Below are 26,319 nucleotides of genomic sequence, written 5' to 3'. Positions count from 1 at the left end.
CGGTAGGTTTCAGAAGGGCCAAGGGCGATCACTTTGCGGCAGTGAATGCAATCTCCGAGATGGATGTCTGGTTTTGTCCGGATTCGGTGCTGAGCTGCGTAATCCAAACCAGGACATACTGACCCGAGCCATCCGAAGTGACTGGAATGTCGGTCACGCCGTTCTTCAGGACACCCGATCCGATTTCCTTGGTCTGATCCAGCGAAGTATTCGCAGAAGGGGCAGAACGGATTTCAACGACGGTTCCCGGCGAATCAGACGTGATCGCAACGTTCTTCAGGTTGGCGGCATCGGCAAGCGTCACCATCAGGCCGACACCGTTCTTCAGCGACGGGAACGGCTGGAAGTACGAATCCGACGACCATGCGGTGGCCGGATTGCCGTCGATGGCGTTCTTCGCTGTTGCCGGCTGATCCGGCGTTCCCTGGGGTGAGAACACCGTTACGGCCGAGGAAGCTACCGGAACGGTTGCTGCCGCCGGTGCGGGCGCCGGTGAATTGTTCTCGGGCGCAGTGGCTTCGGTGGTCAGTCCGAAACTCTGCTCGCTGAGCGGGGTGTCGTTACTGCCACCCGAGAGGAAGCTCGCTACCCACACCACAAGGAGAATCAGGACGATCACGGTGAAGACACCGAGCGCCGTCAGTGCCGCGAGCATCCGCGTCGACTTCTTCTTCTCGGCCTCGATGGCTTCGGGGTCGTTCAGTGCATGACCCGACGCACCCTGTTCGCGGTGGCCGAGACGAAGTGCCGGAATCATTTCCGTCTTGTCGTTGACGACGGACGCCTGATCGAGGATGTGCTGCACGGTGGCAGCAGTGCGGATTCCACTCTCCGACTGCAACGCTCGAACCGCAACGGCCGAGATGTCGAACGGAACCTCCGGACGGACGACCCGAGGCTCGACGATGTTCCCGTCGGCGCCGCGGCCGGCGGGAAGCAAACCACCGACGGGACCGGCGGACGGTTCGGCCAGCGGCCAGCGCGCCGTGATGAGCGAGTACAGCATGGCGCCGAGACCGCGGACGTCGCTGGTGGAATCGGCGTCTGCAAGCGTCGCCGGGAACGCCAGTACGGCGTCACCGTTGATGCTGATGCGAACGCGGTCCGGGTGGTCGATGGACAGCGCACCGCCGGTGCGGTGAGCAGCTTCGGCAGCCGCCGCGAGGGCGCGAATGGCGCGGGCCGCACCGATCGGCGACGGCGTCGTCTCGGCCATCTCACGCAGCGAACGGCCGGGAGTCCATTCGGCGACGACGATGCCGCCCGAGCTTCCGCGGACGACGTCGAGGACGCGAGCCAGACCGGGCGAGTTGATTCGTCCCAGGCGCAGAGTGCGTGAGAGAACTGCCTGCGGTCCGGACTGGCTGTCGTCGTCACCGCGCTGATCGGCGTCGACGAACGTCAGGGCTACTTCACGGTCGAGCTTGACGTCGAGAGCTTCCCAGAACTGCAGTCCGCGGGTTCCGCCGTGCGGCGCGAGCAGACGGTAGCGTCCGCCGGCGACAGAGGCGCCGGGAATGAGCTTCGGTCCACGTGGCATCGGTCGCTGGGCCGGTCGTGATGCGGATCCGGCGGAAGGTGTGCGAGGTGCAGCGGGCGGTGGTGTCTGAGCGGCAGCCGTCTTCTGAGATTCGGGTGCCTTCTTGTCCGGAGCAGGCGTCTTCGGCGCGGGTGTCTTCGAGACAGGTGCTGAAGGTGTCTTCGACACGGGCGCCGAAGGTGCCTTGGACACACTGACCGGAGGTACCGGCGGAGCGGCCTTCTGCACCGGCGGCTGCGGCTTCTGACCCTGCGGGCTTTGGCCCTGCTGCGGTCGCTGTGCGGGCTGCTGTGGCTTCTGACCCTGCTGTGGCTTCTGGCCGGCAGATGCGGAGGAACTCGTGGATGCAGGTGTGCCCGACGATGCCGTTGACTTCTGTTCGGACGCTTTCACGGCAGAAGTCCCGGCACTCTTGTTGCCGGAAACGTTGTCGTCGCTCACCCTCGCTCCTTCTCCATCGATAGCCCGTCCCCGAATACGCGCGGGTTGCGATCCTGTACGCCCATGACCAGGGTACGGGAGCGCACCCGGTCGTTCTTGCTCGTTTGATTCCGTTCTGATTGCAGGAATCAGCTCGGTGACGTCGTCGTCGGTGTTGTTACGTGTGTCCGGTTCGGCGCGACCTGTCAGTGAACGAATCTTGCGGGAGACCGCAACCGTTACCGACAGGACTTCCGGAACCTTCTTGAAGTAGAGAATCGTGAAGGTGATCGCGAGCATCAGGATGCCGCCGACGGCGACGCGAACCATCGAGCCGGGTCCGCCGAAACGCTCGGTGAGTTGATCGAATCCGAGGACCCGGTCGACCGCGAGCATGGTCAACGACCCGGCTAGCGAGGCGAGTACGACGGACCAGACTGTCTTGCCCACGTTGGCCATCTGCAGGTTTCCGAGGCTGCGGTGCAGGAGGTACCCGCCGATGACGGCGCCGGTGATGTATCCGAGACCGTTGGCCGCACCGAGCAGGATCACGACCTGATCGCTGTTGGATGCGAAGACCGGAGCGAGCGCCGAGAAAGCGATTTTCACTGCAGTGATGCCGAGAACGATCCACGTCGGCGTCCAGGCCTGTTCGCGGGCGTAGAACACTCGAAGTTGGATCAGGACCAGCGCGTACGGAATCAACGTGAATGCCGACCAGCTCACGGCGGTGCCGAGTCGTTCGGCCTGTTCGGGTCCGAAGCGGCCGTAACCGTAGAGCGCTTCACCGACCTGCGGACCCATGAAGGTCAGGAACATGATGATCGGAACCAGCGTGATCATGGTCAGACGCGTTGCGACCGACAGATCGTCCACGACGGCCGGGGTGTCGTCGGCAGCAGCGTTGCGGCTCAGGCGCGGCATGATCGCCGTCAGAACCGTCACTCCGAGCACGCCGTACGGGAGCTGCAGGAGCAACCAGGCCTGGCTGTAGATGGCAGGGCCGGCTTCGTCGGCGTGGGAGGAGATCTTGGTCGCGAAGATCATGCCCATCTGGCTGATCAGGACGTACAAGACGATGGCGACGGCCATGCCGCCGAACTGGCGCAGGCGGTCGTCGAGACCCCACAGCGGCTTGAGCGAGATCTTCTCGCGGCGAAGCGCGGGGATCAGGCTGGCTGCCTGCACGATGACGCCGATGGTGATGCCGATACCGAGGGTGAGCAGCTTTGCATCGCCCATCGAGACCGGATCAAGCGAGATCTCGCCCGGAGTCAGGCGGTAGATCACGAGCACCACGAGGACGACGACGTTGTTGAGTACGGGAGCCCAGGCTCCGGGCTTGAAGATCTGCCTGGTGTTCAGAAACGCTGTGAACAGTGCCGACAGCCCGTAGAACAGGATCGCCGGCAGAAGTAGATACGACAGCGCCGTGGTCAGGTCGGTGCTGACCTTGCCGTCTTCGGACAGGAAGACGTATTTGGTGAGTACGGGTGCTGCCAGGGTCGCGAGCAGCGCGGCCATGCCGAGTAGAACGAGCGACGCCGTGAAGAGGCGTCGGACAAACGCTTCGCCGTGATCGGCGTCCTCCCGCTCGGCGCGAACCAGCACGGGGACGACGATGGCGGTCAGCACGGCGCCCAGAACCAGTTCCGCGATCATGTTCGGAATCTGGCTGGCGACGGTGAACGAGCTGGCGATGGCGGGGCCGAGGACCATCAGGATCATCAACTGCTTGGCGAATCCCGTGATGCGGCTCGTCAGCGTCGCGATCGCGATGGAACCCGTTGCCGCGAGGAGTCGAGAGTTCGTCTCCTTGCGTTCCCCGACCTGGACATGGGCGTCGGTGTCGAACTCGTCCGACGTGGTCGTCTGCCGGTCGGCGAATTCCATCTCGGCTTCGCGGTACCGGGGGTAGTCGCGGATCACCGGGATGGTCATGGTGGGTGCGTCGTCGAAACGTGCGTCCGGGTTGACCGGCTGGATCGGGTAACCGCGCTCCCACGGTGGCATCCGAGGATGCGAGCGGGTCGTGGCACTCTTGCGGGTGATCGCCGAGCGGCGACCCTCCTCGGGTGGATTCCCGGTCATGAGCGTTCGTACCCTTCATCTGCTGGGTCCGGCTGACCCTTGAATCGATGCCACAGCCGTCGCCCTGCCAGGAACAGCAGCAACCCTCCCGCTGTCGCCGTCACGGCGGCCAGGGGACGACCGTACGCATTCGACCGTACGGTCACGCTGGTCGGCGTACCCAATTGGCGGCCATCTGTCGTGGTCAGCGAGAAGTTGACTTCCAGCTTGCGAGAATCGTTCATTTCCGCGGGCACAGTCAACTGTCGGCTACCTCGCGGCGGAAGCTGTTTGGGACCGATGTCACTGATCTGCATCTCGGGTGGGGCTTCCACACGCAGGTCGACGTTGATGGCGATGGGCAGCTCGTTGCGCGCCACCAGCAGGAGCGGACTCTGCCCCGACGCAAGGGTGTAGACGCCGCCCGGCGACACCACACTGACGGCCCGGTACATCCCGTCGACGGCTTCGGTGACGTTGTCGGCGCGGATGGTCGCAGCGCGCTCCGCCCGATTGACCGAAGCGGAGTCGACGTTGCGGCGATCGGCCAAGGTCATCGAACGGAGTAGATCTTCGCGGAGCGGCGCCGTGAATCCCCGGGGGGTGAGCGAAGCCGCCGGATCGTCCACGAGCGAAGCTTCGAGCCCGTCGATACGCGGAAGTTGGGTGGTTGCGGTCTCGACGACGGACGTTTGCGGACCGTCCTGGGTAGCCCGGTCCGGGTAGTCGAGAGTGGCGGCGTCCGTCGCGCCCGGTTGCCTGCCGAGCAGTGCCGGCAGGGCCTGAGGTGAGGCGAGCCCGGACCGGATGAGGGTCGCGAGCATCGAGAGCACCGCCGTGGCGTCGTTGCTGTCGGCGGTCCACAGTTGCGGCGGCGCGAAGATCTGATTGCGCGGCAGCGACGTCGGCGTCAGCGCGGCCCAGGCCATCGCCCCCAGCGCGTCCTGACGCCGGGCGCTGCGCGATTCGATGTCGATGGTCGGCGCGGTGTCGTCGGGGATGTACGACGGGACCTGCGGCTCCGAGCCGGTGGCGGCCAGCGCCGCTGCCGCCGAGGTGTCGAAGGCAAGCGCGTCGAGTGAGCCGGTTATCCGCGACGACAGCTGCGGAGCTGCCGAGTCGACGGAAGTGTCAGCCACCATCGCTGTGGTGGGATTCACGCTCAGCACCTCTGCGGTGGCCGAGTCGAGGACACCCGAATCCGGCCAGACGAAATCTCGCAGTGAGGTCACGCCGAGGATGTTGTCGACGATGTCCGCCGGCCGTGTGAGCGCGGTAGCCGTCAACTCCGGATTGGCCACCGAGGTGACCGCGGCGAGATCGGCCTGGGCGAACGGAACCGCCGTCGTGCACATCGAGGACGCGAGGGTCTTCACCCGGCCGAGCCACTGGTTGGCGGCGTCGCTGCCGCGGCCTTCGTGCGACGGTCCGGTGGGATCTGACGAGTTGTCGGCCACGAGGTATCCGCGAGTCATGTTCTCGACGGTGATCAGAAGGTCGGGGTCGATTGCCAGACAGAGCGCATCCGTGACGCGGCGATCGGTGTCGCTCTCGGGCTTGGTGGCGTTCTCCACCGCATCGACCAACGCGTCCAGGCGCCCGCCGTCGGAAAGTTCGGTGGCGAGTTCGTCGTCGATCAGGCGTACGGGCTCGTTGACCGCGCCGGGTATTCCGCCGACGAGTCGTGGCGCGTCGGCCAGCGGCCACATGAGCGTGACGCCGATCGGGGCGGACGTGTCGGGGGGAACGACGGCCGTGGCGGACGAACTGGGGGTTCCGGCTGTGGCGTTCGATTCGGCTGCGGCCGGCACACCGAGGACGGGGAGCAAGAAGCGTGCGTCGTCGAGTCGGGCGGCACCGCCGTACTCCGGGGTGCCGTTCACGTTGACGAGCATCGGGTAGACGCCCGGTTCGGTGATGTCGAGAGACAACCCGGTAGTGCTCCGCAACGGCAAGGTGAGCGTGAACTGCTTGGACTGGCCGGTGTCGAGGGTGGTGGCAACGGTGTCGAATTCGCCGACCGTGTCGAAAACGGCCTGGTCGAAGTCGAGTGCTGCGCGCACGTCCGAACTGGAGTCGATCGCGGGAGCGCGTTGCAGCCTCACTCCGACGTCCTCGACGGGACGGTCACCGACGTTCTTCACCGTCCCCTTGACCACGACGTTGCGGTCGCTGGTGGTCGTCACCGTGGTCGGTGCGGTGGAGTCGATGGTCAGCTGCAGAAATTTGGCATCGTTGGTGTTTCGCGCCGGGGCGCGCTCACTGGGCTGGCTGGACGGCGCTGCCCATGCGACGGCCGTCGTTGCAGGCCCGAAACCGACAGCGGCCATCACCAGAGCGGCCACACCGGCCCGCCGCAGTGCCATTCTCATCCGGCGTCCGGTTCCTTCGGGCGCTGTTCTTGCCGTATTTCCGTTCGCGGCATCTCGGCGATCATCTGGGACGCGAGTTCTGCGAGTTTGCGCTCGTCGGCGTATGCGAGGCGCGAGTGCAATTCCGTCAGCGGCACCCAAGCGACTTCGGTGACCTCGATGTCCTCGTCGGAGAGTTCACCGCCGAGAAAGCGGAGGAGATAGTGGTGCACGGTCTTGTGGACGCGTCGACCTTCGGTCACGAACCAGTAGTCGATGCTGCCCAGCGGTGCCAGGACGGTTCCCTGGATACCGGTTTCTTCTTCGACCTCACGCATCGCGGTCTGCTCAGCGGTCTCACCTTGTTCGATATGGCCCTTCGGTAGCGACCAGAGCAGGCGTCCGCGGCGGTCGGTTCGGCCGATCAGTGCAGCGCAGAGGCGTTCCGGGGGTCCTCCCCAGCCGTCGACGACCAAGCCGCCCGCAGAAGTTTCACGGACGGTTCGCATCAAAGGTTTATCGGGGTTGCCGACGGCAGGTCGACGCCGCGGGTTGCGGCGACTCCTGTTTGTTCGTTCGGCACCAGACACCTCATCGATACTAGTTGGCGTTGCAGCGTTGCCCGGTAACCCGCGCAAAGCGGTCTATCGCGTTCGTATGCGCGTTCTGCTATTTGCGCACCTTAAGTAAGCTCCTTTCACGTGACTGTCCCTACCTCCGACGCTGATCGCCGCCTACGACTGCTTGCCGACGCCACTGCAACGCTCGGCACGTTGTCCGACGTGTTGAACCCGCTCGGTGAGCGTTTTGCTGCGGCCGGTCACGAGCTGTTCCTGGTGGGTGGCAGTGTTCGCGACGCGATCCTCGGCCGCTTCAGTGGCGATCTGGACTTCACGACGGACGCCAGGCCGGAGAAGGTTCAGGCTCTGCTCAAGGGCTGGGTGGACAAGCAGTGGGACACGGGCATCGAGTTCGGGACCATCAGCGCCATCAAGCACGGCCAGGAGATCGAGATCACGACCTTCCGGGCCGACGCTTACGATCGCGTCTCTCGTAATCCGATAGTCGAGTACGGCACGACGTTGGCCGACGATCTGGTGCGCCGCGATTTCACCGTCAACGCGATGGCGATGAAGATCGGCGCGGACGGTTCCTACACGTTTGTCGATCCGCTGAACGGCATGGACGCGCTGTTGGCCGGAGAGCTCGATACGCCGTCGGCGCCGGAAAACTCGTTCAACGACGATCCGCTGCGGATGCTGCGTGCTGCCCGGTTCGTCTCGCAGCTTGGTTTCACGTTGAACAATCGTGTTTTCGAGGCCATCAAGGAGATGGCGTCGCAGATCGAGCGAATCACCGCCGAGCGTGTGCAGGTGGAGCTGAACAAACTGATGCTGGGCATGTACCCGGTGGACGGCATCAACATGATGGTCGACTCCGGACTGGCTGCATACGTGCTGCCCGAGGTTCCGCAGATGAAGCTCGAGATCGACGAGCATCACCAGCACAAGGACGTCTACCAGCACTCCCTCACGGTGCTCCAGCAGGCGATCGATCTCGAAGAAGGCGATCCGGACCTTGTATTGCGTTGGGCAGCACTGCTTCACGACATCGGAAAGCCGGATACCAAGCGTAACGAGCCTGGCGGTGGGGTCAGCTTCCACCACCACGAGGTGGTCGGCGCCAAGCTGGTGCGCAAGCGCATGCGGGCACTGAAGTTCTCGAAGCAGATGGTCGACGACGTCTCACAGCTCGTGTTCCTGCACTTGCGTTTTCACGGCTACGGCAAGGGACAGTGGACCGACTCGGCGGTGCGGCGGTACGTCACCGACGCGGGCGAGCTGCTCCCCCGCTTGCACAAGCTCGTGCGGGCCGACTGCACCACACGCAACAAGCGTCGCGCCGCGCAGCTGCAGGCCACGTACGACGACATCGAAGAGCGGATCGCGCGTATCGCGGAGCAGGAAGACCTCGCTCGGGTGCGTCCGGACCTCGACGGCAACGCCATCATGGAGCTGCTGAACATCCCGGCCGGCCCGCAGGTGGGCAAGGCATGGACGTTCCTCAAGGAACTACGTCTGGATCGCGGCCCGCTCGAGCGTGACGAGGCCGAGGCCGAACTGCTGAAGTGGTGGGCTACCCAGCAGGGCTAGTTTCTCGTTTCTTGCGGTTGATCAGCACCGCTGACAATCCGGCGGCATAGACACCCGCACCGGCAACGGCCAGGCCGACGCTCTTGCCGTCGGGTGCGATCACCGTCGACGCTGCCGCGATCGCACCGATGAACGCGACGTTGAACACGGTGTCCTGCAGGGCGAATACCTGACCACGACGGTCGTCGTCGATGTCGATCTGCATGGCCGCGTCGCCGCTGAGTTTCACGGACTGGCCGGCGATGCCGAGCAGGAAAGCGGCGATCAGCAGCGACCCCTGAGTCAGCGTGGTCACGAAGACGAGCTGGACGAGAACCGCGCACACCAGGGCGTAGGTGATCGTCCGTGAGCGACCGATCCGCGGGATGAGGAACGGTGTGATCAATGCCGCGATCAGCATTCCGATTGCCGTGGCGCCGACGGCGACGCCGAATCCGGCCATCCCTCCAGGTAATTGGGAGCCGTTCGAGGTGTCGCGTAGGACCAGCACCATGATGAGGGTGTTGATGCCGAAGCAGATGCGGTGCGCTCCGATTCCGATCATCGCCGTGGTGACGCCGGGCGCCTCCCAGACAGCGGTTGCACCGGTGCGCAGTCCGGCCGTCACCGAACGGACGGCACTGGCGCGGACCACTTCGTCGGCGACCGGACCAAGTGAGCGGGCGGTGAACCTGGCCGCGGCGAGGGCCGCGATCACCGATCCCAGTGCTGCGATGGCCACGGCGGCGCCTGACGCTCGATCCCCCGCGCCGATCATGCCGATGATCGCCACCGCTGCCGAAGCACCAAGAGCGGCTACCACCGAACCAGCCGTTGTGAGAACGGAATTGGTTGCCACCAGCCACGATTGTCGGACGACCTTCGGCAGGGCTGCGGATACGCCTGCCCCGACGAAGCGACTGACTCCGATTGCAGCAAGCGCACAGGTCAACAACAGAGTGTCACCGCCGCCGGCGACCAGCAGCACCGCAGTGGTCAGGATGAAGAGCCCGCGGAGCACGCTCGCCCACAGGAGCACCAGGCGGCGGTCCCAACGATCCAGCAGAGCGCCGGCAAAGGGGCCGATCACCGAATAAGGAAGGAGCAGTACGGCAAAGCCGGCCGCTATCGCCACCGGATCGGTTTCGCGTTCCGGGTTGAAGAGGATTGCGCCGCCGAGCGCGGCCTGGAACATTCCGTCGCCGAACTGGCTGGAAAAGCGGACGAGCGCCAGCCTTCCGAGGCCGGGTGATTCACGCAGGGTGTGCAGTACGCGCTGCCAGGCCTCGCGGCGGTTCGAGGCTCGGTTCATAAGCGGAAACTGTAGTGGGTGGGTCAGGCGCCGATCTTGACGGTGGCCCGCTCGAGGATCGGCGCGACGTCGACGCCCCTCGGCAGCGTTCCGAACACACTCCCCCAGCTGTTTCCGAGCCGACTCGCGCAGAACGCGTCGGCCACCGCGGGGTGCCCGTAGCGGAGCAACAGCGAGGCCTGCAGAGCGAGCGCCATGTCGCCGACGATCTTTCGTGCCCGGTATTCGATGTCGTCGAAATCGCCGAATGCCACCTGGAGATCCCGCACGGCCTGATCGAAGTGGCCGTCCACTCCACTGGCTCGTTTCAGCTCGTCGAAGAACACCTGCAGTGTTTCGGGTTGCTTGGCCATCGCCCGCAGTGTGTCGAGCGCCGCGACGTTGCCGGAACCCTCCCACACCGAAAGCAGCGGAGCCTCGCGATAGAGGCGCGGCATCCGGGATTCCTCCACGTATCCGTTTCCGCCCAGACACTCGAGTGCCTCGGCAGCGTGGATCGGTCCGCGCTTGCAGACGAAGTACTTACTCACGGCCAACGAAATGCGTCGTAGTGCGCTGGCGTGGGCATCGCCTGCGGTTGCGCGGTCGGTCAGAGCGGCCAGCCACATCGCGACGGTGGTCGACGCTTCCGATTCCACCGCCAGATCTGCCAGAACGTTTCGCATCAAGGGTTGGTCGATCAGGTTGGCGCCGAAAGCACTTCGATGATTCGCGTGGTGAACTGCCTGCATGGTGCCGACGCGCATGCCGGTGGCCGTGCCGATCGTGCAGTCCAACCGGGTCATGTTGACCATCTCGATGATGGTGCGCACGCCCCGGCCTTCCTCGCCGACCATCCACGCGAGAGCGTCGCGGTACTCAACCTCACTACTCGCGTTGGAATGATTGCCCAACTTGTCCTTCAGACGCTGCAGGAACATGTTGTTGAGCGAGCCGTCCGGCAGGACCCGAGGCAGGAAGAAGCACGACAGACCACCCGGTGCCTGGGCGAGGACGAGGAACACGTCCGACATCGGCGCGGAGGTGAACCACTTGTGGCCCGTCAGCAGGTAGCTGCCGTCGGATTGTGGCACTGCCCTTGTGGTTCCGGCACGAACATCCGAACCGCCCTGTTTTTCCGTCATCGACATACCGGCGATCAATCCGGGTTTGGTGAGGGGAGCTTTCAGCGCCGAATCGTAGTGCCGCGTGGTCAGGAAGGGTTCGTACTGCGCGGCCAGATCCGCGTTGTGCCGCAGCGCGGGGATCACGGCGTACGTCATGGAGATGGGACAGCCGTGACCGGCGTCGGTTTGACCCCACACGGCCATCTTCGCGGCGCGGACGAGGTGTGCGTGTGGATTCGGGTCAACCCACGGAGCGCCGTGCAGTCCCAATTCCACTGCGGTGCTGATGAGTTGGTGATAGGCGGGGTCGTAGCGGACCTCGTCGATACGGTTGCCGTAGCGGTCGTGGGTTCTCAGGACAGGTGGGTGCTCCTCGGCCAGATCGCCCCACTCCTGGGCCTGCGCGCTTCCGGCGCGGATTCCAACCTGATGAACCTCCTCGAGTGCGTCCGAAGCTCCTTCACGTTGCAGTGCCTCGAGAAGCGGCGCGTATTCGGCTGCGTCGTAATCGATCAGGGGCGGAACCTGATTGGTGACTTCATGCGTGGGTGTCATCGAAGCTCCCTAACGATCGAAGGGTGAAGGCGAGAATGGCGTCGATCGCAGCGGGATCGGTGGTGCCGCCGCGCAGTGGAAGGATCAGGGCCTCGCCGATTGCCCCGACGATGCACGCTGCCGTCAGAGTGGCGTCCTGTGGCGGTATCTCACCGGATTCGACTGCTGAGCGAATTGCGGTGGCCAGGCAATCGCGGAACGATTCGCGAAACATCAACCGCTGTTCGTCGACGAGAGGATCTACCGGTTCCACCAGCAGTGCATAGGCGAGAACCGGTGCGCGCATGGCACGTTCGGCGAAGGTCCGAACCGACGCTGATACAGCGGAGCGGTGGTTGCCTTCCAGATGTCGGGCGCTGTCTCCGGCGTCCCGAGCTGCGGATACCTCACGGCTGCAGACTGATTGGAACACTTCGGCGAACAATTCGCCCTTGCCGTCGAAATGTCGATACAGCGTCCCGGTGCCGACGCCGGCGTTCTTGGCCACCGCGGCGATGGAACATCCCGCATAGCCGTGGGTTGCCACTGCCGTCGTAGCGGCCTCGAGCAGTCGGGCGCGTTGGGCGTCCAATCTTTCCTGTACTGCCGGAGTGCGGCGATAGGCCATGTGAAGAAGTGAACACCCGTTCCGTTCTTGCGTCAAGAGCCCCCACCTGCAGGTTCAGGCAGCAGCGGCGCGAGCCTGTTCCTCGCGCCACCACGCGACGGTCGCTTCGGCGGCCTGATCGAGCGGCGTCGGCGAGAGTCCGAGCAGCACTTCGCTGGCACTCGAGTCCATGACGAACGGCTTGGTGAACTGGTAGTTCATCTCCGCGAGTTCGCGGCTGTCGGTGTTGATCTTGCCGACGGCGTCGAGCACCCAGGCGGGCAGGACACCCACCTTGGCGGGGGATGCCTCGGCGGCGCGGGCGAAGGCCTCGGCGATCTTGCGCTGAGTGAGCGCGGGGCCGGTGGGTGCGTGGAGGACGGAGTTCCAAAGTTCGGGGTTGTGTGCCGCCGCGATCATCGCTGCTGCGAGATCGGGGATGTAGGTGAAGGAGTGCGGCTGATCTGCGGAACCGATGACACGAATCTTCTTACCTGCCATGACTTTCGGAACCATGCGCTCGCCGGCGTGGGCAGTGCGGACGCGGGGACCGAAGAAGTCCGAGGCCACGACGCTGACGGTGGGTGTTGCAGAGGCCTCGCGAGCACGCAGCAGCGCGGTGCGCACTCCGCGCTTGCCACCGGTGGCGTTGCGTGGATCGGATTCGGTCATCAGGGTGTCGGAGTTGTAGGCGTAGAGGCTTTCGGGGAAGACCACGACGGCACCGATGGATGCGGCCGCGTCGAGCACAACCTTCTCGGCCGCCGGGAGTTCCCGCTCCCAATCGGCTGCGTTGTAAGCAGCGTGGATGCAGTGGTAGATGGCCGTGGCGCCCTCGCTGACCGAGCGAAGGGCCTCGGAATCCGAGACGTCGACGCGTCGGCGGTCGATCAGCGGGTGCTCGGGCCCGCTGCCGGACCTGGTCAGGAGCCGGACGTTGATTCCCTGCTCGGCGAGCTGTAGCGCGACGGCGGATCCGACAGGTCCTGCTCCGGTGACGATTTCGAGGTTCGACATGGTGTGCTCCTTCTCGTTTCAGGTGAACTGAGAGCACTGCTCTCGTTTTCAAGAATGCACCTGCACCCGAGCGCTGTCAAGAGCAGTGCTCTCTTTTGTTGATACTGCTCTCGGGAATGGGGCAAGATGGACTCATGGTTGGAACTCCCCGTGAGCGGGCGCGCGAACAGACGCTGCAGGACATCACCCGTATCGGACGCGAGCATCTCGCTGCCGTCGGCGCTGCCGCTTTGTCCCTGCGCGCCGTCGCGCGTGACCTGGGAGTCGTGTCCTCAGCGGTATACCGCTATGTCGCCAGTCGGGACGAACTGCTGACCTTGCTGGTGGTCGACGGGTACACGGAACTGGGCGCGGAAGTGGACGCCGCCGTGAATGCCGTTGCAGCAGAGGATTTTCGCGGACAGTTCATTGCTCTCGGGCGCGCCGTTCGCAGCTGGGCGATCCGGGAGCCGGCCCGCTACGGTCTGTTGTTCGGCAGCCCCGTCCCCGGCTACGACGCTCCGGGCGAGCAGACCACCGGCCCCGGCACCCTCGTCGTGACCCGGCTGATCGGGATCATCGACGCCGCCCATCGCGCGGGTTCACTGACGGTGCGAGAGGGTCCGGGCCTGAGTGACACGTTGGCAGCGGACCTCGAGGGAGTGCGGAATGAACTGGGTACCGACCTGCCGCCGGATGCCGCGGTGCGCGCAACTCTCGTCTGGGTATCGCTGTTCGGTTCGGTGAACTTCGAGGTGTTCGGGCAGTACGGAAGCGATACGTTCACCGACGCGAGCGAGATTTTCGAGCGGCATTTGGCACTACTTGCCGATGTGGCGGGTCTGACCTGAACACGTTTGTGTCTCGTTCCTCCGCGCGCAGTTGTCGGTGAGATGATGTCCTTGTGGCGCACGCAGAAGAACCCGAGGATCGAATGGCCTGGATAGAACCGGAGGTTCGTCCGGGCAGTTTGTTGGTGTCGTCGACCGATCTCACGGAACCCGCATTTCGCCGCACCGTCATCTACATGATCGAGCACAACGACGCCGGGAGCCTGGGCGTCGTCGTCAATCGGCCGAGTGAGACGGCCGTGCAGAACGTGTTGCCGCAGTGGTCACCGCTGACCGCGCATCCTTCGGCCCTGTACATCGGTGGACCAGTCAAGCGTGACTCGGCGCTTTGCCTGGGCATCGCTCGCAACGGTGCGCGGATCGACGGCGTCGCCGGCCTGCGGCGGGTGGACGGCAAGGTAGTCATGGTGGATCTGGACTCGGACCCGGAGGTCATTGCTCCTCTGGTCGAAGGGATCCGAATTTTTGCCGGGTACTCGGGTTGGACTCTGGGCCAGCTGGATTCGGAGCTCGAGCGTGAAGACTGGATGGTGATCAGCTCGCTGCCGTCGGATGTGCTGACGCCGCCCCGAGTCGATGTCTGGGCACGGGTGCTACGACGCCAGCCGCTACCCGTGGCGATGCTGGCCAGCCACCCCATCGAGGTGGAACGAAACTGACTTGTCGGAGGTCGATGATATTCCTGTGTCATCGTTTTCGAGAGAGGTGGCAGCAATGATCGCTGAGCGTCAGATCCAGTGCGCGGATTGTGTTTCGGATGTCGATCACTGCCACGATTCTTTGCTGCGGCATGCCGACGGATCACTCGAATGCACCGGCGCGAACTGCCTCGACCTGGCATCGGTCCGCCATGCGCTGTCCATCGATTGTGCTGAACTGCAGGGCGGTTGCGGCTGCGTCGACGCGACCCGAGGCGAGTTGCTCGCTAGCTGACGCTGACCGGATCCCGATTCGCGAAGCGTTGCGCCATCGCAGCACAGACGATCAGTTGGATCTGATGGAAGATCATCAGCGGCAACACGATCAGGCCGACGGGCTGGCCCGCGAACAGTACAGCCGCCATCGGTAGGCCCGTTGCCAAGGACTTCTTCGACCCGCAGAAGATGATGACGATCTGATCGGGAAGATCGAACCCGAGCTTGCGCCCCGCGAGAGTGGTCACGCCGAGAACCAGCGCGAGAATCAGGCAGCACACGATTGTGAGGATCACGATCTGCCAGATCGTGATGGTGCTCCAGATCCCCTCTTTCATGCTTTCGCTGAAGGCGGCGAAGACAACGAGGAGGATCGATCCGCGATCGACGTACTTGGTGGGTTCGGCGTACTTCTGCAGCCATCCGATCACCAGCGGGCGGATCAGCTGACCGACGATGAACGGGATCAGCAACTGCACGACGATGTCGAGGATCGACGAGAAGTCGACCGTTGCCTGGCCGGTGGTGTTCATCAGCAGAACCACCAGCAGCGGTGTGACGAAGACGCCGATCAGGTTGGAGAACGACGCACTGACGATCGCGCCCGCGACATTCCCCTTGGCGATCGAGGTGAACGCGATCGAAGACTGAACCGTCGACGGAACCAGGCACATGTAGAGGATGCCGGTGTAGAGTTCGTCGCTGATCAGCGTCGGCGACAGGAATCGCAGTGCTAGGCCGATCAGTGGGAACAGCACGAACGTCGCGGCGAGGACGACGGTGTGCAGTCGCCAGTGCTTGACGCCCTTCCAGGCTTCCTGCGGCGAGAGCCGTGCGCCGTAGAGCAGGAACAAGAAGCCGATGGCGATCTTGGTGGCCCAGTTCAGAATGCTCTCCGCGGTACCCGATACCGGGAACACACTTCCGAGCACGCCGGCGATGATGATGCCGAGGATGAACCCGTCGATGTAGAACCTACTGAGAAACTTCACCTGGCTAAGGATAACGGCGAGCTTCAGCGGGCTCTCGAGCCCCACGAAGGTTGAAGCCCATCACCGCCAGGCACAGCAGCGTCCCGATGATCGACAGCTCGATGATGGCCGTCTGCATTCCCTGGAGGGTGATGGCGATACCCGCGATGATCGACGGGATCGCCAGTCCCGCGTAGCTGACGGTGAAGAACGCGGCCAGAACTCCGCCGTGGCTCTCGCGGGCGTGGGTCCGGGCGGCGGCGTTGACGCGCTTCATGCCGCCGGCAAACGCCAGACCGTGCCCGGCGCCGACCACGACGGTGATGACGCCAAGCAGTGCCAGGCTCGGGACGAGGTCGACCACGAGGAGGCCGATCATTCCCAGAGCGAGGATTCCCAGACCGACGGTGACGGACGTGCGCGGGTCCATGCGGCTTCCGCCGAGTTGCGCGACCACCGAGCAGATCATCACCAGTGCGGCTGCCCCGCCGCCGAGCAGAAGGTTGTCGATGTTCAGCAGGCTGGTCATCCACGACGGGACCACCGACTGGAAGAGCCCGACCGCGCCCCACGACAGCGCGACGGCGAGCGAGCTGAGCCAGAAAGTCTCGCGAACAGTGGCGGGAACATGTGGCATTTGGAAGAACCGCTTCGGGCGTGTGACGTCCCCGATCCGCGGAAGTAGCAGCAACACGATCAGTGCCGGGATGAACGCGACGAGGAAGATCAGATACGGCAACCGCAGCGGTTGTGGAAGGTACTGGGCGATTGCACCGGACACGAGTGGTCCGAGCGCACCGCCCAACGCGCCCGTCACCGTCGATACGAGCGCTGCTCGTCGGTGATCGAACTTCGGTTCCTGCTCCACCAATGCGGCGCTGCCCGCCGCACTGGCCGCGCCCACCGCGATTCCCTGGGCAATCCGGCCGACGAACAACCACACCGTCGCGTCGGCAAATGCCAGAACGAGCGTGCCGACGACGCTCAGAGCGAGTGCAGTAAGGAGCACGGTGCGTCGGCCGAGGGCGTCGGACAGCGGTCCGAAGAACAGCAATGCCGGAACGAGGCCGGCGACGTAGACGCCGTAGATCAGCGTCTGGATGGTGGGCGTGAATCCGAACTCGGTCCGGTAGAGCCCGTAGACGGAGGTGGGCATGTTCGCGCCCAAGAGGATCACGGTGAGGACGTAGCCCACGCCGTAGAAGTGTCGATTGGTGCGGCGTGTGCGTTCTTCGGTGGCGACAGCTGTGGCGGACGTGGGAAGCCCCTCCTGAAGACAGAGTGCGAAAATACATGGGTCGTCCTACGTATCGTAGGTGAGTGGAATGATCGCCGCTAATGCTGTGAGGATGAGCTGATGACCGTTGTTCGCAAAGAGTCCGCGTACGAGCAATCCCTCGACTGGATGCGCACGCAGATCTCCGACGGCGTCTGGACAGTGGGCAATCGTGTTCCGACCGAGCCGGAGTTGATGAGTGTTCTCGGCGTCGGCCGGAACACCGTGCGCGAAGCGATCAAGACATTGACCTCGACGGGAGTTCTCGAGATCCGTCGCGGATCAGGGACCTTCGTGCGCGCTCGGACCGACATCGGCGGACTGCTCGGCAAACACGCGTCCGTCGACGAGATGAAATACGTCTTCGAAGTGCGTCGTGCGCTCGAGATGGAAGCGGTCCGGTTGGCGTGTGAGCGTCGCAGCGACGACGACGTTCGGATACTTCGTGAACTGGCCGCCAAGCGTGATGTCCCAGCGGAGAACTTCGTCGACGTCGATCTCGCGTTTCACATTGCCGTTGTCGATGCCGCCCACAATCCCGTGCTGAAAGATCTGTTTGCCGGAATCCTCGAAACAGTTCGAGCCACCTACGAGGTGACCGAAGGGGTGCATCCGCCGTCGCTGACGTCTTCGCATCATCAGGGAGTTGCCGAAGCCATCGCCGAACGCGATGTCACCAAAGCCAGGGCTGCGGCGTGTGGGTATCTCGAGAAGACTCAGGAAGCGATCGGTTCAGGCTCGGCGGTTAGCGAGTCCGGGCGTCGGCCAATCGATTGAGTGACCCGGCGATGTCTTCGGCTTCGGGTGTCGTGATCGTGAGTCGGTCGCCACAAGCGAACGTGATGACCACCGCTGGTCCGGTGCGGGTGACGACGCCGTAGTTGCGACGACCCTTGGTCTTGAGTCCCCAGCCGCCGAAGTCCGCGAACGGTTTGATCTCCGCGATGTCAGCTCCGACAACTTCGTCTATGTCGTAGGTCATCGCAGCCATCCCCATGTTGATCACCCGGATCTCCCGTTCGTCGACGATCACCCGGAAGCGAACCAAGCTGACGACAAGCAGGCCGAGTGCCCCGAAGATGAACAACGGCCAGAGTGACCGCATCGCCAACGCCATGACGACTCCGGGCGCCAGAGTGATCGCAGTGAGGATCACCGACCCCTTGGTGCTGAATCCGACGTCGTCGGAGATGGGGAGAGCGCAGCGGCTTCGCGGCAACCCGGCCGAGGGTTCGATCGTGGCAAGAGTGCGGACGCGGTAGTCACGCAGGAACGAGGCGCCGATCCACCCCAGCACCCCGCCGATGACAAAGCCGACACCGATAGACCACAGCGGGAGTGACGTCGTGGATGGATCGGTGACATCGAGTTGGGTGTAGAGCAAAGCGAAGTTCACTGTCGTGATGAGCCCGACCACGCTCAGCCCGACAACCAACATGAATCGGCGCATCATCAGCATCGCGGGAGCAAGAGCAGCAATCGCACTCAGGCCGCCACCGAAGAGCAGCGTCAGAAGTGCAATGGTCCAGGCGTTGGCCGACGGGGTGGAGAATCCGTCCGGCGAGGTGGTGGTCCAGTGAGTCGCGATCTGCTCCGGGAGGCGAGGCTCCCACATTTTTGTCAGGACGAAGCCGAAGACCGCACACAGCAGCGGAACCACTAGCCCGAATACGACCCCGGCCGGGTCGATCACGCGATGTTTCACGTGAATCAATGAGCCGGCTGGCAAGCATCCTTGAGCGCGCAGGCACCGCAGGAAGCGGTGCCGCAAGCGGCAGCGTTCGCCTTGGCCTCGGGGGTCTCCGCCACCGGCTCGGCGACAGGCTCGGAGTGTCCGCCGCAGTTGCAGTCGTTACCGCATCCGCTCTGCTGCGGGAGTGCGGCGGCAGCGCGGGCGCCGATGCCGCCACCGAAACCGGCAGTGAGGACGGCGACGACGACGGCGATGATCGCGACGGCAATGCCGAAGACTCCGCCGATGGTCAGTGCTGCGACTCCGCCGATGACCAACATTCCAGCGGCCGCGAGCATGGTCGGACCGGCCACCTTGTTGGCGAGGGCGAACGACTCCTCGCTCCGCAGGGAATCCTCGGTGCGGACACCGGCCCAGCGGTTGCGCGGGAGTTTGCCGATCAGTCCGGCGACAGCAACTCCACCGACGGCGACAGCGAGCACGAATAGCACCACAGCGACAACGATCACCCATACAGGATAGGCGCGAGTGGAGTTGATGGTATGCCCGGGTCGCACAGGCTCTACCCTGGTTATCGGTATTTCCGTCAGCCAAGTAGATAGCGACCACAGTGACCGAGTCTCCGCAGTCCCCCGATTCACCAGCCGACGCAACTCCGCAGCACCGCTACACCGCGGAGCTCGCCGGCCAGATCGAGCAGCACTGGCAGGACCGCTGGAGTGAGGACGGCACGTTCAACGCGCCTAATCCGGTCGGTCCGCTCTCCTCGCCCGACGGTGTTCCCGCCGACAAGCTCTTTGTTCAGGACATGTTCCCGTACCCCTCGGGTTCGGGCCTGCACGTCGGTCACCCGCTCGGATACATCGCTACGGACGTCTTCGCGCGCTTCCATCGCATGCAGGGCCGCAATGTCCTGCACACCCTCGGTTACGACGCCTTCGGTCTCCCGGCCGAGCAGTACGCCGTGCAGACGGGTACCCACCCACGGACCACCACCGAGTCCAACATCGCCAACATGAAGCGCCAGCTGCGACGCCTGGGTCTGGGCCACGACGAGCGTCGTAGTCTCGCGACGACGGATGTCGACTTCTACCACTGGACGCAGTGGATCTTCCTGCAGATCCATGGCGCCTGGTACGACAAGGAAGCCGGCAAGGCGCGTCGTATCTCCGAGTTGGAAGCCGAGTTCGATTCCGGTGAGCGCGCTCTGGAAGACGGACGCGAGTGGGCTTCGTTGGACGTGGCCGCGAAGGCCAAGGTTCTGGACTCGTACCGCCTTGTCTACCAGTCGGATTCGATGGTCAACTGGTGCCCCGGTTTGGGTACCGTCCTGGCCAACGAGGAAGTCACCGCCGACGGTCGTAGTGACCGCGGAAACTTCCCAGTCTTCCGTAAGCATCTCCAGCAGTGGATGATGCGCATCACCGCGTACTCCGATCGCCTGGTCGACGACCTCGAGTACCTGGATTGGCCGGACAAGGTCAAGGCCATGCAGCGCAACTGGATCGGACGCTCGTACGGTGCCGAAGTTACCTTTGCTGCAGGCGAGTACGGCGTCGATGTGTTCACTACCCGTCCGGACACGCTGTTCGGCGCCACCTACGTGACGCTGGCTCCTGAGCACGACTTGGTGGACAAGCTCGTCGCGGACGAGTGGCCCGAAGGTGTCGACGCGCGCTGGACTGGCGGTGCCACGACTCCGGCGGAAGCTGTTGCTGCATACCGTAAGTCGATTGCCGCCAAGACCGACCTGGAGCGCCAGGAAAACAAGGAGAAGACGGGCGTCTTCCTCGGTTCCTACGCCGTCAATCCGGTCAACGGACACAAGGTTCCGATCTTCATCGCCGACTACGTTCTGACGGGTTACGGCACCGGTGCGATCATGGCAGTTCCGGGACACGATCACCGTGACTGGGAGTTCGCGAACGCGTTCGGTCTGGATATTCTCGAAGTTATTGCCGGTGGCAATGTTTCGGAGGCTGCGTACTCCGGTGACGGCCCGCTGGTGAACTCCGACTACCTCGACGGGCTGGACGTTGCCGAGGCCAAGGCGACCGTCATCAGTCGCCTCGAGGAGAGCGGCCAGGGCAAGGGCACCATCCAGTACAAGCTGCGCGACTGGCTTTTCGCGCGTCAGCGTTACTGGGGCGAGCCTTTCCCGATCGTCTACGACGCGGACGGCAACGCACACGCTCTGCCGGATTCGGCTCTGCCCGTGGTGCTTCCGGAGGTCGAGGACTACGCACCCGTGTCCTTCGATCCGGACGACGCCAACTCCGAGCCCTCTCCCCCGCTGAACAAGGCGACCGACTGGGTCAACGTCGAGCTCGATCTCGGTGACGGTCTGCAGACCTACCACCGCGACACCAACGTCATGCCGCAGTGGGCAGGTAGCTCGTGGTACCAGCTGCGCTACATCGACCCCACCAACCAGGACGCCTTCTGCGACCCGCAGAACGAGGCGTACTGGACGGGCCCGCGTCCGGAACTGCACGGCCCCAACGATCCCGGTGGAGTCGACCTGTACGTCGGCGGCGTCGAGCACGCAGTGCTGCACCTGCTGTACTCGCGCTTCTGGCACAAGGTTCTGTTCGACCTGGGCTACGTGTCCTCGAGCGAGCCGTACCGCCGCCTGTACAACCAGGGCTACATCCAGGCATTCGCGTACACCGACGCCCGCGGCGTCTACGTGCCGGCAGAGGAGGTCGTCGAGCGTGACGGCAAGTTCTTCTACGAAGGCGCCGAGGTCAACCGCGAGTACGGCAAGATGGGCAAGAGCCTGAAGAATGCCGTTGCGCCGGACGAGATCTGCGCCGAGTTCGGTGCAGACACTCTGCGTGTGTACGAGATGTCGATGGGTCCGCTGGACACCTCGCGTCCGTGGGCTACCAAGGACGTCGTCGGTGCTGCGCGATTCCTGCAGCGAGTGTGGCGCGTCGTCATCGACGAAGAGACCGGCAAGCCCCGTGTCACCGACGAAGCTCCTGGTGAAGAGACTTTGCGTGCGCTCAACAAGGCGATTTCCGGTGTCATCGAGGATTACACGGCGCTGCGCGACAACACGGCCGCCGCGAAGCTGATCGAGTACAACAACCACCTCACCAAGGCGTTCCCGGGAGGTGCGCCGCGTGCTGCTGTCGAGCCGCTGGTGCTGATGCTCGCTCCCCTGGCGCCGCACCTCGCGGAAGAGCTGTGGTCGCGTCTGGGTCACACGGAATCCCTTGCGCACGGACCCTTCCCGGCAGTCGAGGAGAAGTGGCTCGTCGAGGATACCGTCGAGTACCCGATCCAGGTCAACGGCAAGGTTCGTAGCCGCATCAGCGTCCCGGCGGATGCCGATCGCAAGGCTGTCGAAGAGATTGCGCTGGCCGACGAGAAGATCGTCGCTCTGCTCGAGGGCAACGCACCCCGCAAGGTGATCGTTGTGCCGGGCAAGATGGTCAACATAGTTCTGTAGGGCCTTCGGCCCCTGTGCGCCGTTTTGGTAGTTACCGCTACCGAAACGGCGCACAGTCGTTTCTGGGGGATGATTCCCGACGTTGACACCGAGGGGGGAACCTCAAAGGCGGGATCGTCAAGTACGGGGTGGTCGGTATTTCGAAGATGGGAATGGCTCCACGTTCAAGTCCGAACCGAAAATCGTTGCCGTTGCTCATAATCCAAGGCCAGGTTCGAGTTTGTGATGCCAATCAGTCGTTGTCCTGAATGTCCCGCTCCACGGAACATTTGGTAGCGCGTGTTCGATGTGAGGGCTGTGATGCACGTAACACGTTGCCGAGAGCGGTAGCTGTCGTTCCACTGCACTTCCCCGCAAGGCCCCCGTCGGCGGTATTCGACAGGGGGTCAATCGAATTTGTAGGTGTCCCGAAAGGATCTTCCAGCCATGGCGTCTCACGTCCACAGCTCCGGTTCGTCTCCTAGTGCGCCCGAACCGACATCGATACCGGAGCGTTGGACTCCGCGACTGGTGTTCTCTCTGGCGTCGATCGTTCTACTTCTCGAGATGCTCGCGGTGAGCTACATGATGATTTCCACTGCGCTGCCGGCCATCTCGACGCATTATCAGACGACGCAGGGAGCTTGGCTGCTCACGTCGTTCTTGCTGCTGGGGGCGGTCGCGTCTCCTCTGCTCGGAAAGCTCGCCGACATGTACGGCAAGCGAAAAGTCCTGCTCTTGGCGGTCGCCGGCGCAGCGGTCGGATCCTTCATTTCGGCGGTTGCGCCGAGCTATGCCGTCCTGATTCTGGGCCGGTCATTGACGGGTCTGCTCGTTCCCTGCCTCTTCCTGAGCTACTCCCTCATTCGAGATGTCTTCCCGCCGAAAACTGTTGCGCTGGCAGTCAGTATCGCGACTTCCGGTATGGGTCTGATCGCGATTCCGGCGCCGTTCGTCTCCGGTTGGTTGATCGACAACCACGGGTTCCGGAGCATCTTCTGGTTCTTTGTCGTCGGGCTGGTTCTCCTCGGCGGCATGATCTTCGCTTCGACGGCGGAATCGACTGTCCGACTTCGCTCTTCGCTGGACCTGATCGGTGCGGTACTGCTCGGATCGGGCATCGCCGGAATTCTGATCGGCGTCAGCTTCGGACCGACCTGGGGCTGGAAGAACGGTTCGACACTGGCCTACCTGATCGGCGGCGTCGCACTGTTGGTGGCTTGGGTTGCCTCTGCCCGAGCCATCCGCGAGCCCTTGATCGACCTGCGCTACTTCGGCAAGCGTTCGGTGATGCTCACTGCCGTCGGTGCCGGGTTCTGCTACGGCGCGTCGGGAGTCTTCACGATTCTGCTGCCGATGATGGTGATGACCCCAGCAGTTCTCGGCCTGGGATACGGATTCGGCGTCACGGCAGAGGGATTCGCGATCTTCCAGGCGCCGCTTGGCGGCATGGTGGTGGTCGGTGGTTTGATCGTGGGCTTCCTCGTGGGGCGCAACATCCGGCCCCGTCTGCTGATGATCATCGGAATGATCCTCATGGCAGTCGGATTCACGTTGACGGCAACCATTCACGACAACAAGCCTCTGCTCATCATCTTTGCCGGAATCTTCGGTGTCGGTATGGGTATGGGCTACGCCTCCATCCCGAACCTGCTCATCGAGGCAGTGCCGCCGCAGTTGCAGGCAACCACGGCGAGCATGGTTGCGGTCTTCCAGAGCATCTTCCCCGCAGTGCTTCCCGTCATCGCCTTCACGGTCTTGAACTCGCACATCGCGATGGCGATGGAGGGCGCTGTCTTCTACACCGACGAGGGCATGCGTATCGCGTTCCTGATCGGTGCTGCTGCAGCAGTTCTCGGCGCGATCGCAGCCGTGTTCCTGCCGCGAAACATCGTCCAGATCGGCGCAGAAGACGGTGTGCAGCAGGAGACGTCCCTCCTCCCGGCTCACTGATCGGAAATGCTGCGCGTGTAGATCCGGACTGACAGGATTGGGCGTACCGACGAAAGGACTCCCATGACGTTCGCGGATCTGGACGGTGACGAACTGTGGAGTTACCTGACGGAGCGTTCAGGATTGCCCGGCCCGCGCGCGAACCTTGGGCTCATGCTCGAGTTCGCGCGCGGCGCCGATGACGACGACATCCTGCTGGCGGCGGAGTCCGAGGACGAATACATCCGCTGCTGTGGGATCGTCGGGCTCGGATTCATCCTTGTTCGTTCACGCGACAAGGCTGTTCTGAACAGTCTGACGGAGGCAACCACCAGTGCGTCGTGGCGTGCACGTGAAGCTGCCGCGATGGCCGTTCAGGCGATAGGCGACACGGATCCGCAATTATTGCGGGCGATCATCGAGCAGTGGTCACGCTCCGCTCATCCATTGACGCTGCGCGCAGCGGCTGCGGGGATCTGCGAGCCACGGTTGCTGAAGGACAAGACCAACGCTGCGCTGGCCGTTCAGGTGTGCCGAGACGCTACCGAGTGGATCGTCTCGCAACCAGCTGATTCTCGTCGCGAGGCCGACACACGGACTCTCCGGCAGGCGCTCGGATACTGCTGGAGTGTCGCGGTTGCGGCGGATCCGGAGAATGCCCTGCCGGCATTCGTCTCCCTGGAGGCGTCGGACGACACCGATGTCGTCTGGATCGTGCGGGAGAACCGGAAGAAGGCTCGCCTGCGCAAGGTGCTCGAAAGCTGACCCGTGGAACAGAGTCGTAGGTTATCCTCAGAATTAGAACCTGTTCTAACTACGAGGGGTAGACCATGGCACCGTCCGCAGAGGTAATCCGCAAGACCGTCGACGCCTACATCGAGACCGTTGCGACGGGCACTGCTGCCCAGGTTGTGGCCCTGTACGCAGAGGGTGCAACGGTCGAAGACCCGGTTGGTACCGACGTGCGCACCACCCGCGAGTCCATTCTCGAGTTCTACTCCGTGATCGAGAATTTCGACCAGGAAGCTCACCTTCAGACCCTCCGCATCGCCGGAAACGAGGCGGCATTCCACTTCTCGCTGATCACCAAGCTCGGCGAGCAGACCCTGACCATCGCACCCATCGACGTCATGACCTTCGACGACGACGGAAAGATCCTGTCGATGCGCGCATTCTGGAACCAGGAAGACATGATCACCGCCTGACATGACGGTCAAGACGATCGACGTCGACGGATTCTGTTGGCAGATCGACGATTCCGGTTCCGGGACAGCTGTGGTCATGTGCCACGGCTTTCCCGGCCTCGGATACAGCTATCGCCATCAGTCGGCAGCGTTGGCGGAAGCGGGTTTTCGGTCGATTGCACTCGACATGCCCGGTTACGGCGGCACTACCTGCCCCGACGCGATCGAGGACTACACCAACGACGCCGTCGCGAACCGGCTGATCGACCTACTCGACGCTCTCGGAATCGACAAAGCGGTGTTCGTCGGACACGATTTCGGCGCTCCGGTCGCGTGGACGACAGCGCTTCGTCACCCCGATCGCGTTGCGGGACTGGTCTCCTTGGCGGTTCCCTATGTGCCGGACAGATTCCCGGCCAAGCCCTCGGCCATCTACGCCGCCTTGGCGCGCAAGCACTTTCTGCACATTCACTATTTTCAGGAACCGGGTGTTGCGGAGCGCGAACTCGACGCCCGTCCACGTGAATTCCTTCAGCGGCTCTTCCACGCCTTGTCCGGGGCTTACCGGTACCTCGATGTGTGGAAGAACCCCTCCGAAGGAAACGGCTATCTCGACGTACTTCCCGAGGCGCCGGCGTTGCCGTGGTCGTGGCTCACCGAGGATGATTTGGATGTCTATGTAAAGGCCTTTACTGCAACAGGTTTCACCGGTGGCTTGACCTGGTACCGAGCGTATGACGCCAATTGGGAACGCAGCGCGGATCTGGACGGCGCGCACGTCGAGGTCCCGACGCTCTTCGTTGCGGGCGCGGAAGACCCGGTCATCGCGATGAGCGGTCCCAAGGCACTGGACCGAATGAAGGACACTGTCCCCGACCTGCGGGGTGTACATCTCCTCGGCGGTGCGGGGCACTTCGTACAACAAGAACACGCTGCCGAGGTCAATGAACTTTTGATCTCTTTCCTTCGGTCGCTCTAGGCGAAATCGGGCCGA

21 protein-coding genes are annotated in these 26,319 nt (G+C 63.7%); 10 read left to right on the top strand and 11 right to left on the bottom strand.

Annotated elements, in window-relative coordinates; all coding sequences use genetic code 11:
• Nucleotides 1-28: 28 nt before the first annotated feature.
• From RhoBH5_RS22010 to RhoBH5_RS22000, 3 genes are read right to left on the bottom strand one after another with little or no spacing between them, the layout of a single operon-like run.
• Nucleotides 29-4,051 carry a lipid II flippase MurJ gene (locus RhoBH5_RS22010; RefSeq protein ID WP_270008784.1) on the bottom strand — a complete coding sequence of 1,341 codons (4,023 nt, stop codon included), beginning with the start codon at nucleotides 4,049-4,051 and terminating at the stop codon, nucleotides 29-31.
• Nucleotides 4,048-6,402, bottom strand: a complete 2,355-nt coding sequence (locus tag RhoBH5_RS22005; protein WP_007729124.1) for a DUF6049 family protein — start codon at nucleotides 6,400-6,402, stop codon at nucleotides 4,048-4,050. The genes RhoBH5_RS22010 and RhoBH5_RS22005 overlap by 4 nt, the downstream gene beginning before the upstream one ends.
• Nucleotides 6,399-6,971: an NUDIX hydrolase gene (locus RhoBH5_RS22000; RefSeq protein ID WP_030537486.1), complete on the bottom strand. Its 573-nt coding sequence runs from the start codon at nucleotides 6,969-6,971 to the stop codon at nucleotides 6,399-6,401. Before RhoBH5_RS22000 ends, RhoBH5_RS22005 begins: the two co-directional genes overlap by 4 nt.
• 111 nt (nucleotides 6,972-7,082) lie before the next feature.
• Between RhoBH5_RS22000 and RhoBH5_RS21995 the strand changes: the two genes are divergently transcribed.
• A complete protein-coding gene (locus tag RhoBH5_RS21995; protein WP_003942535.1) occupies nucleotides 7,083-8,534 on the top strand; it encodes a CCA tRNA nucleotidyltransferase in 1,452 nt (483 codons plus the stop codon).
• Here the strand turns inward: RhoBH5_RS21995 and RhoBH5_RS21990 are convergent.
• From RhoBH5_RS21990 to RhoBH5_RS21975, 4 genes are read right to left on the bottom strand one after another with little or no spacing between them, the layout of a single operon-like run.
• On the bottom strand, nucleotides 8,518-9,825 hold the full coding sequence (locus tag RhoBH5_RS21990) for an MFS transporter (protein WP_007729119.1): 1,308 nt from the start codon (nucleotides 9,823-9,825) through the stop codon (nucleotides 8,518-8,520). The genes RhoBH5_RS21995 and RhoBH5_RS21990 overlap by 17 nt on opposite strands.
• Nucleotides 9,826-9,848: 23 nt before the next feature.
• Complete coding sequence (locus RhoBH5_RS21985; protein ID WP_054186851.1) at nucleotides 9,849-11,486, bottom strand: acyl-CoA dehydrogenase family protein; 1,638 nt, start codon at nucleotides 11,484-11,486, stop codon at nucleotides 9,849-9,851.
• Nucleotides 11,470-12,093 (bottom strand): TetR/AcrR family transcriptional regulator, encoded by a 624-nt coding sequence (locus tag RhoBH5_RS21980; protein WP_042924289.1) that lies wholly within the window; start codon nucleotides 12,091-12,093, stop codon nucleotides 11,470-11,472. The genes RhoBH5_RS21985 and RhoBH5_RS21980 overlap by 17 nt, the downstream gene beginning before the upstream one ends.
• Nucleotides 12,094-12,147: 54 nt before the next feature.
• Entirely contained in the window at nucleotides 12,148-13,089 is a 942-nt protein-coding gene (locus tag RhoBH5_RS21975) for an NAD-dependent epimerase/dehydratase family protein (RefSeq protein WP_054827742.1), read from the bottom strand.
• Nucleotides 13,090-13,223: 134 nt separating this feature from the next.
• On the opposite strand from RhoBH5_RS21975, the gene RhoBH5_RS21970 reads away from it, so the two are divergent.
• The 3 genes from RhoBH5_RS21970 to RhoBH5_RS21960 are packed head-to-tail and all read left to right on the top strand — an operon-like array spanning nucleotide 13,224 to nucleotide 14,852.
• Nucleotides 13,224-13,919, top strand: coding sequence for a TetR/AcrR family transcriptional regulator (locus tag RhoBH5_RS21970; protein ID WP_003942494.1), 696 nt, complete (start codon nucleotides 13,224-13,226; stop codon nucleotides 13,917-13,919).
• 53 nt (nucleotides 13,920-13,972) lie between these two features.
• Nucleotides 13,973-14,578 carry a YqgE/AlgH family protein gene (locus RhoBH5_RS21965; protein WP_003942572.1) on the top strand — a complete coding sequence of 202 codons (606 nt, stop codon included), beginning with the start codon at nucleotides 13,973-13,975 and terminating at the stop codon, nucleotides 14,576-14,578.
• Nucleotides 14,579-14,633: 55 nt separating this feature from the next.
• Nucleotides 14,634-14,852: a hypothetical protein gene (locus RhoBH5_RS21960; protein ID WP_042924370.1), complete on the top strand. Its 219-nt coding sequence runs from the start codon at nucleotides 14,634-14,636 to the stop codon at nucleotides 14,850-14,852.
• Here RhoBH5_RS21960 and RhoBH5_RS21955 read toward each other — a convergent pair.
• Nucleotides 14,845-15,825 carry a bile acid:sodium symporter family protein gene (locus tag RhoBH5_RS21955; protein WP_003942582.1) on the bottom strand — a complete coding sequence of 327 codons (981 nt, stop codon included), beginning with the start codon at nucleotides 15,823-15,825 and terminating at the stop codon, nucleotides 14,845-14,847. The two genes, RhoBH5_RS21960 and RhoBH5_RS21955, sit on opposite strands and share 8 nt — an antisense overlap.
• Nucleotides 15,826-15,829: 4 nt before the next feature.
• Nucleotides 15,830-16,999 carry an MFS transporter gene (locus tag RhoBH5_RS21950; protein WP_042924296.1) on the bottom strand — a complete coding sequence of 390 codons (1,170 nt, stop codon included), beginning with the start codon at nucleotides 16,997-16,999 and terminating at the stop codon, nucleotides 15,830-15,832.
• 162 nt (nucleotides 17,000-17,161) lie between these two features.
• On the opposite strand from RhoBH5_RS21950, the gene RhoBH5_RS21945 reads away from it, so the two are divergent.
• Complete coding sequence (locus RhoBH5_RS21945; protein WP_007729102.1) at nucleotides 17,162-17,857, top strand: FadR/GntR family transcriptional regulator; 696 nt, start codon at nucleotides 17,162-17,164, stop codon at nucleotides 17,855-17,857.
• Here RhoBH5_RS21945 and RhoBH5_RS21940 read toward each other — a convergent pair.
• Together RhoBH5_RS21940 and RhoBH5_RS21935 are read right to left on the bottom strand one after the other, a co-directional pair.
• Complete coding sequence (locus RhoBH5_RS21940; RefSeq protein WP_232318968.1) at nucleotides 17,826-18,785, bottom strand: DUF1648 domain-containing protein; 960 nt, start codon at nucleotides 18,783-18,785, stop codon at nucleotides 17,826-17,828. The genes RhoBH5_RS21945 and RhoBH5_RS21940 overlap by 32 nt on opposite strands.
• 5 nt (nucleotides 18,786-18,790) lie before the next feature.
• Entirely contained in the window at nucleotides 18,791-19,282 is a 492-nt protein-coding gene (locus RhoBH5_RS21935; RefSeq protein ID WP_054186866.1) for an SdpI family protein, read from the bottom strand.
• 101 nt (nucleotides 19,283-19,383) lie between these two features.
• On the opposite strand from RhoBH5_RS21935, the gene leuS reads away from it, so the two are divergent.
• The 5 genes from leuS to RhoBH5_RS21910 all read left to right on the top strand — a co-directional run bounded on the left by leuS (nucleotide 19,384) and on the right by RhoBH5_RS21910 (nucleotide 26,304).
• Nucleotides 19,384-22,230 (top strand): leucine--tRNA ligase, encoded by a 2,847-nt coding sequence (gene leuS, locus RhoBH5_RS21930; protein WP_054186853.1) that lies wholly within the window; start codon nucleotides 19,384-19,386, stop codon nucleotides 22,228-22,230.
• A gap of 426 nt (nucleotides 22,231-22,656) precedes the next feature.
• Nucleotides 22,657-24,162 (top strand): MFS transporter, encoded by a 1,506-nt coding sequence (locus RhoBH5_RS21925; protein WP_042451764.1) that lies wholly within the window; start codon nucleotides 22,657-22,659, stop codon nucleotides 24,160-24,162.
• 63 nt (nucleotides 24,163-24,225) lie between these two features.
• Nucleotides 24,226-24,906, top strand: coding sequence for a hypothetical protein (locus RhoBH5_RS21920; protein ID WP_054186854.1), 681 nt, complete (start codon nucleotides 24,226-24,228; stop codon nucleotides 24,904-24,906).
• Between the two features lie 65 nt (nucleotides 24,907-24,971).
• Nucleotides 24,972-25,346, top strand: a complete 375-nt coding sequence (locus tag RhoBH5_RS21915; RefSeq protein ID WP_003942502.1) for a nuclear transport factor 2 family protein — start codon at nucleotides 24,972-24,974, stop codon at nucleotides 25,344-25,346.
• 1 nt (nucleotide 25,347) lies between these two features.
• Nucleotides 25,348-26,304 (top strand): alpha/beta fold hydrolase, encoded by a 957-nt coding sequence (locus RhoBH5_RS21910; protein ID WP_270008783.1) that lies wholly within the window; start codon nucleotides 25,348-25,350, stop codon nucleotides 26,302-26,304.
• Nucleotides 26,305-26,319 lie beyond the last annotated feature (15 nt).

Origin of the sequence: Rhodococcus sp. BH5, assembly GCF_027583855.1 — a bacterium.
Lineage (GTDB): Bacteria > Actinomycetota > Actinomycetes > Mycobacteriales > Mycobacteriaceae > Rhodococcus_F > Rhodococcus_F qingshengii.
This window is presented reverse-complemented; position numbering and strand designations above follow the sequence as displayed.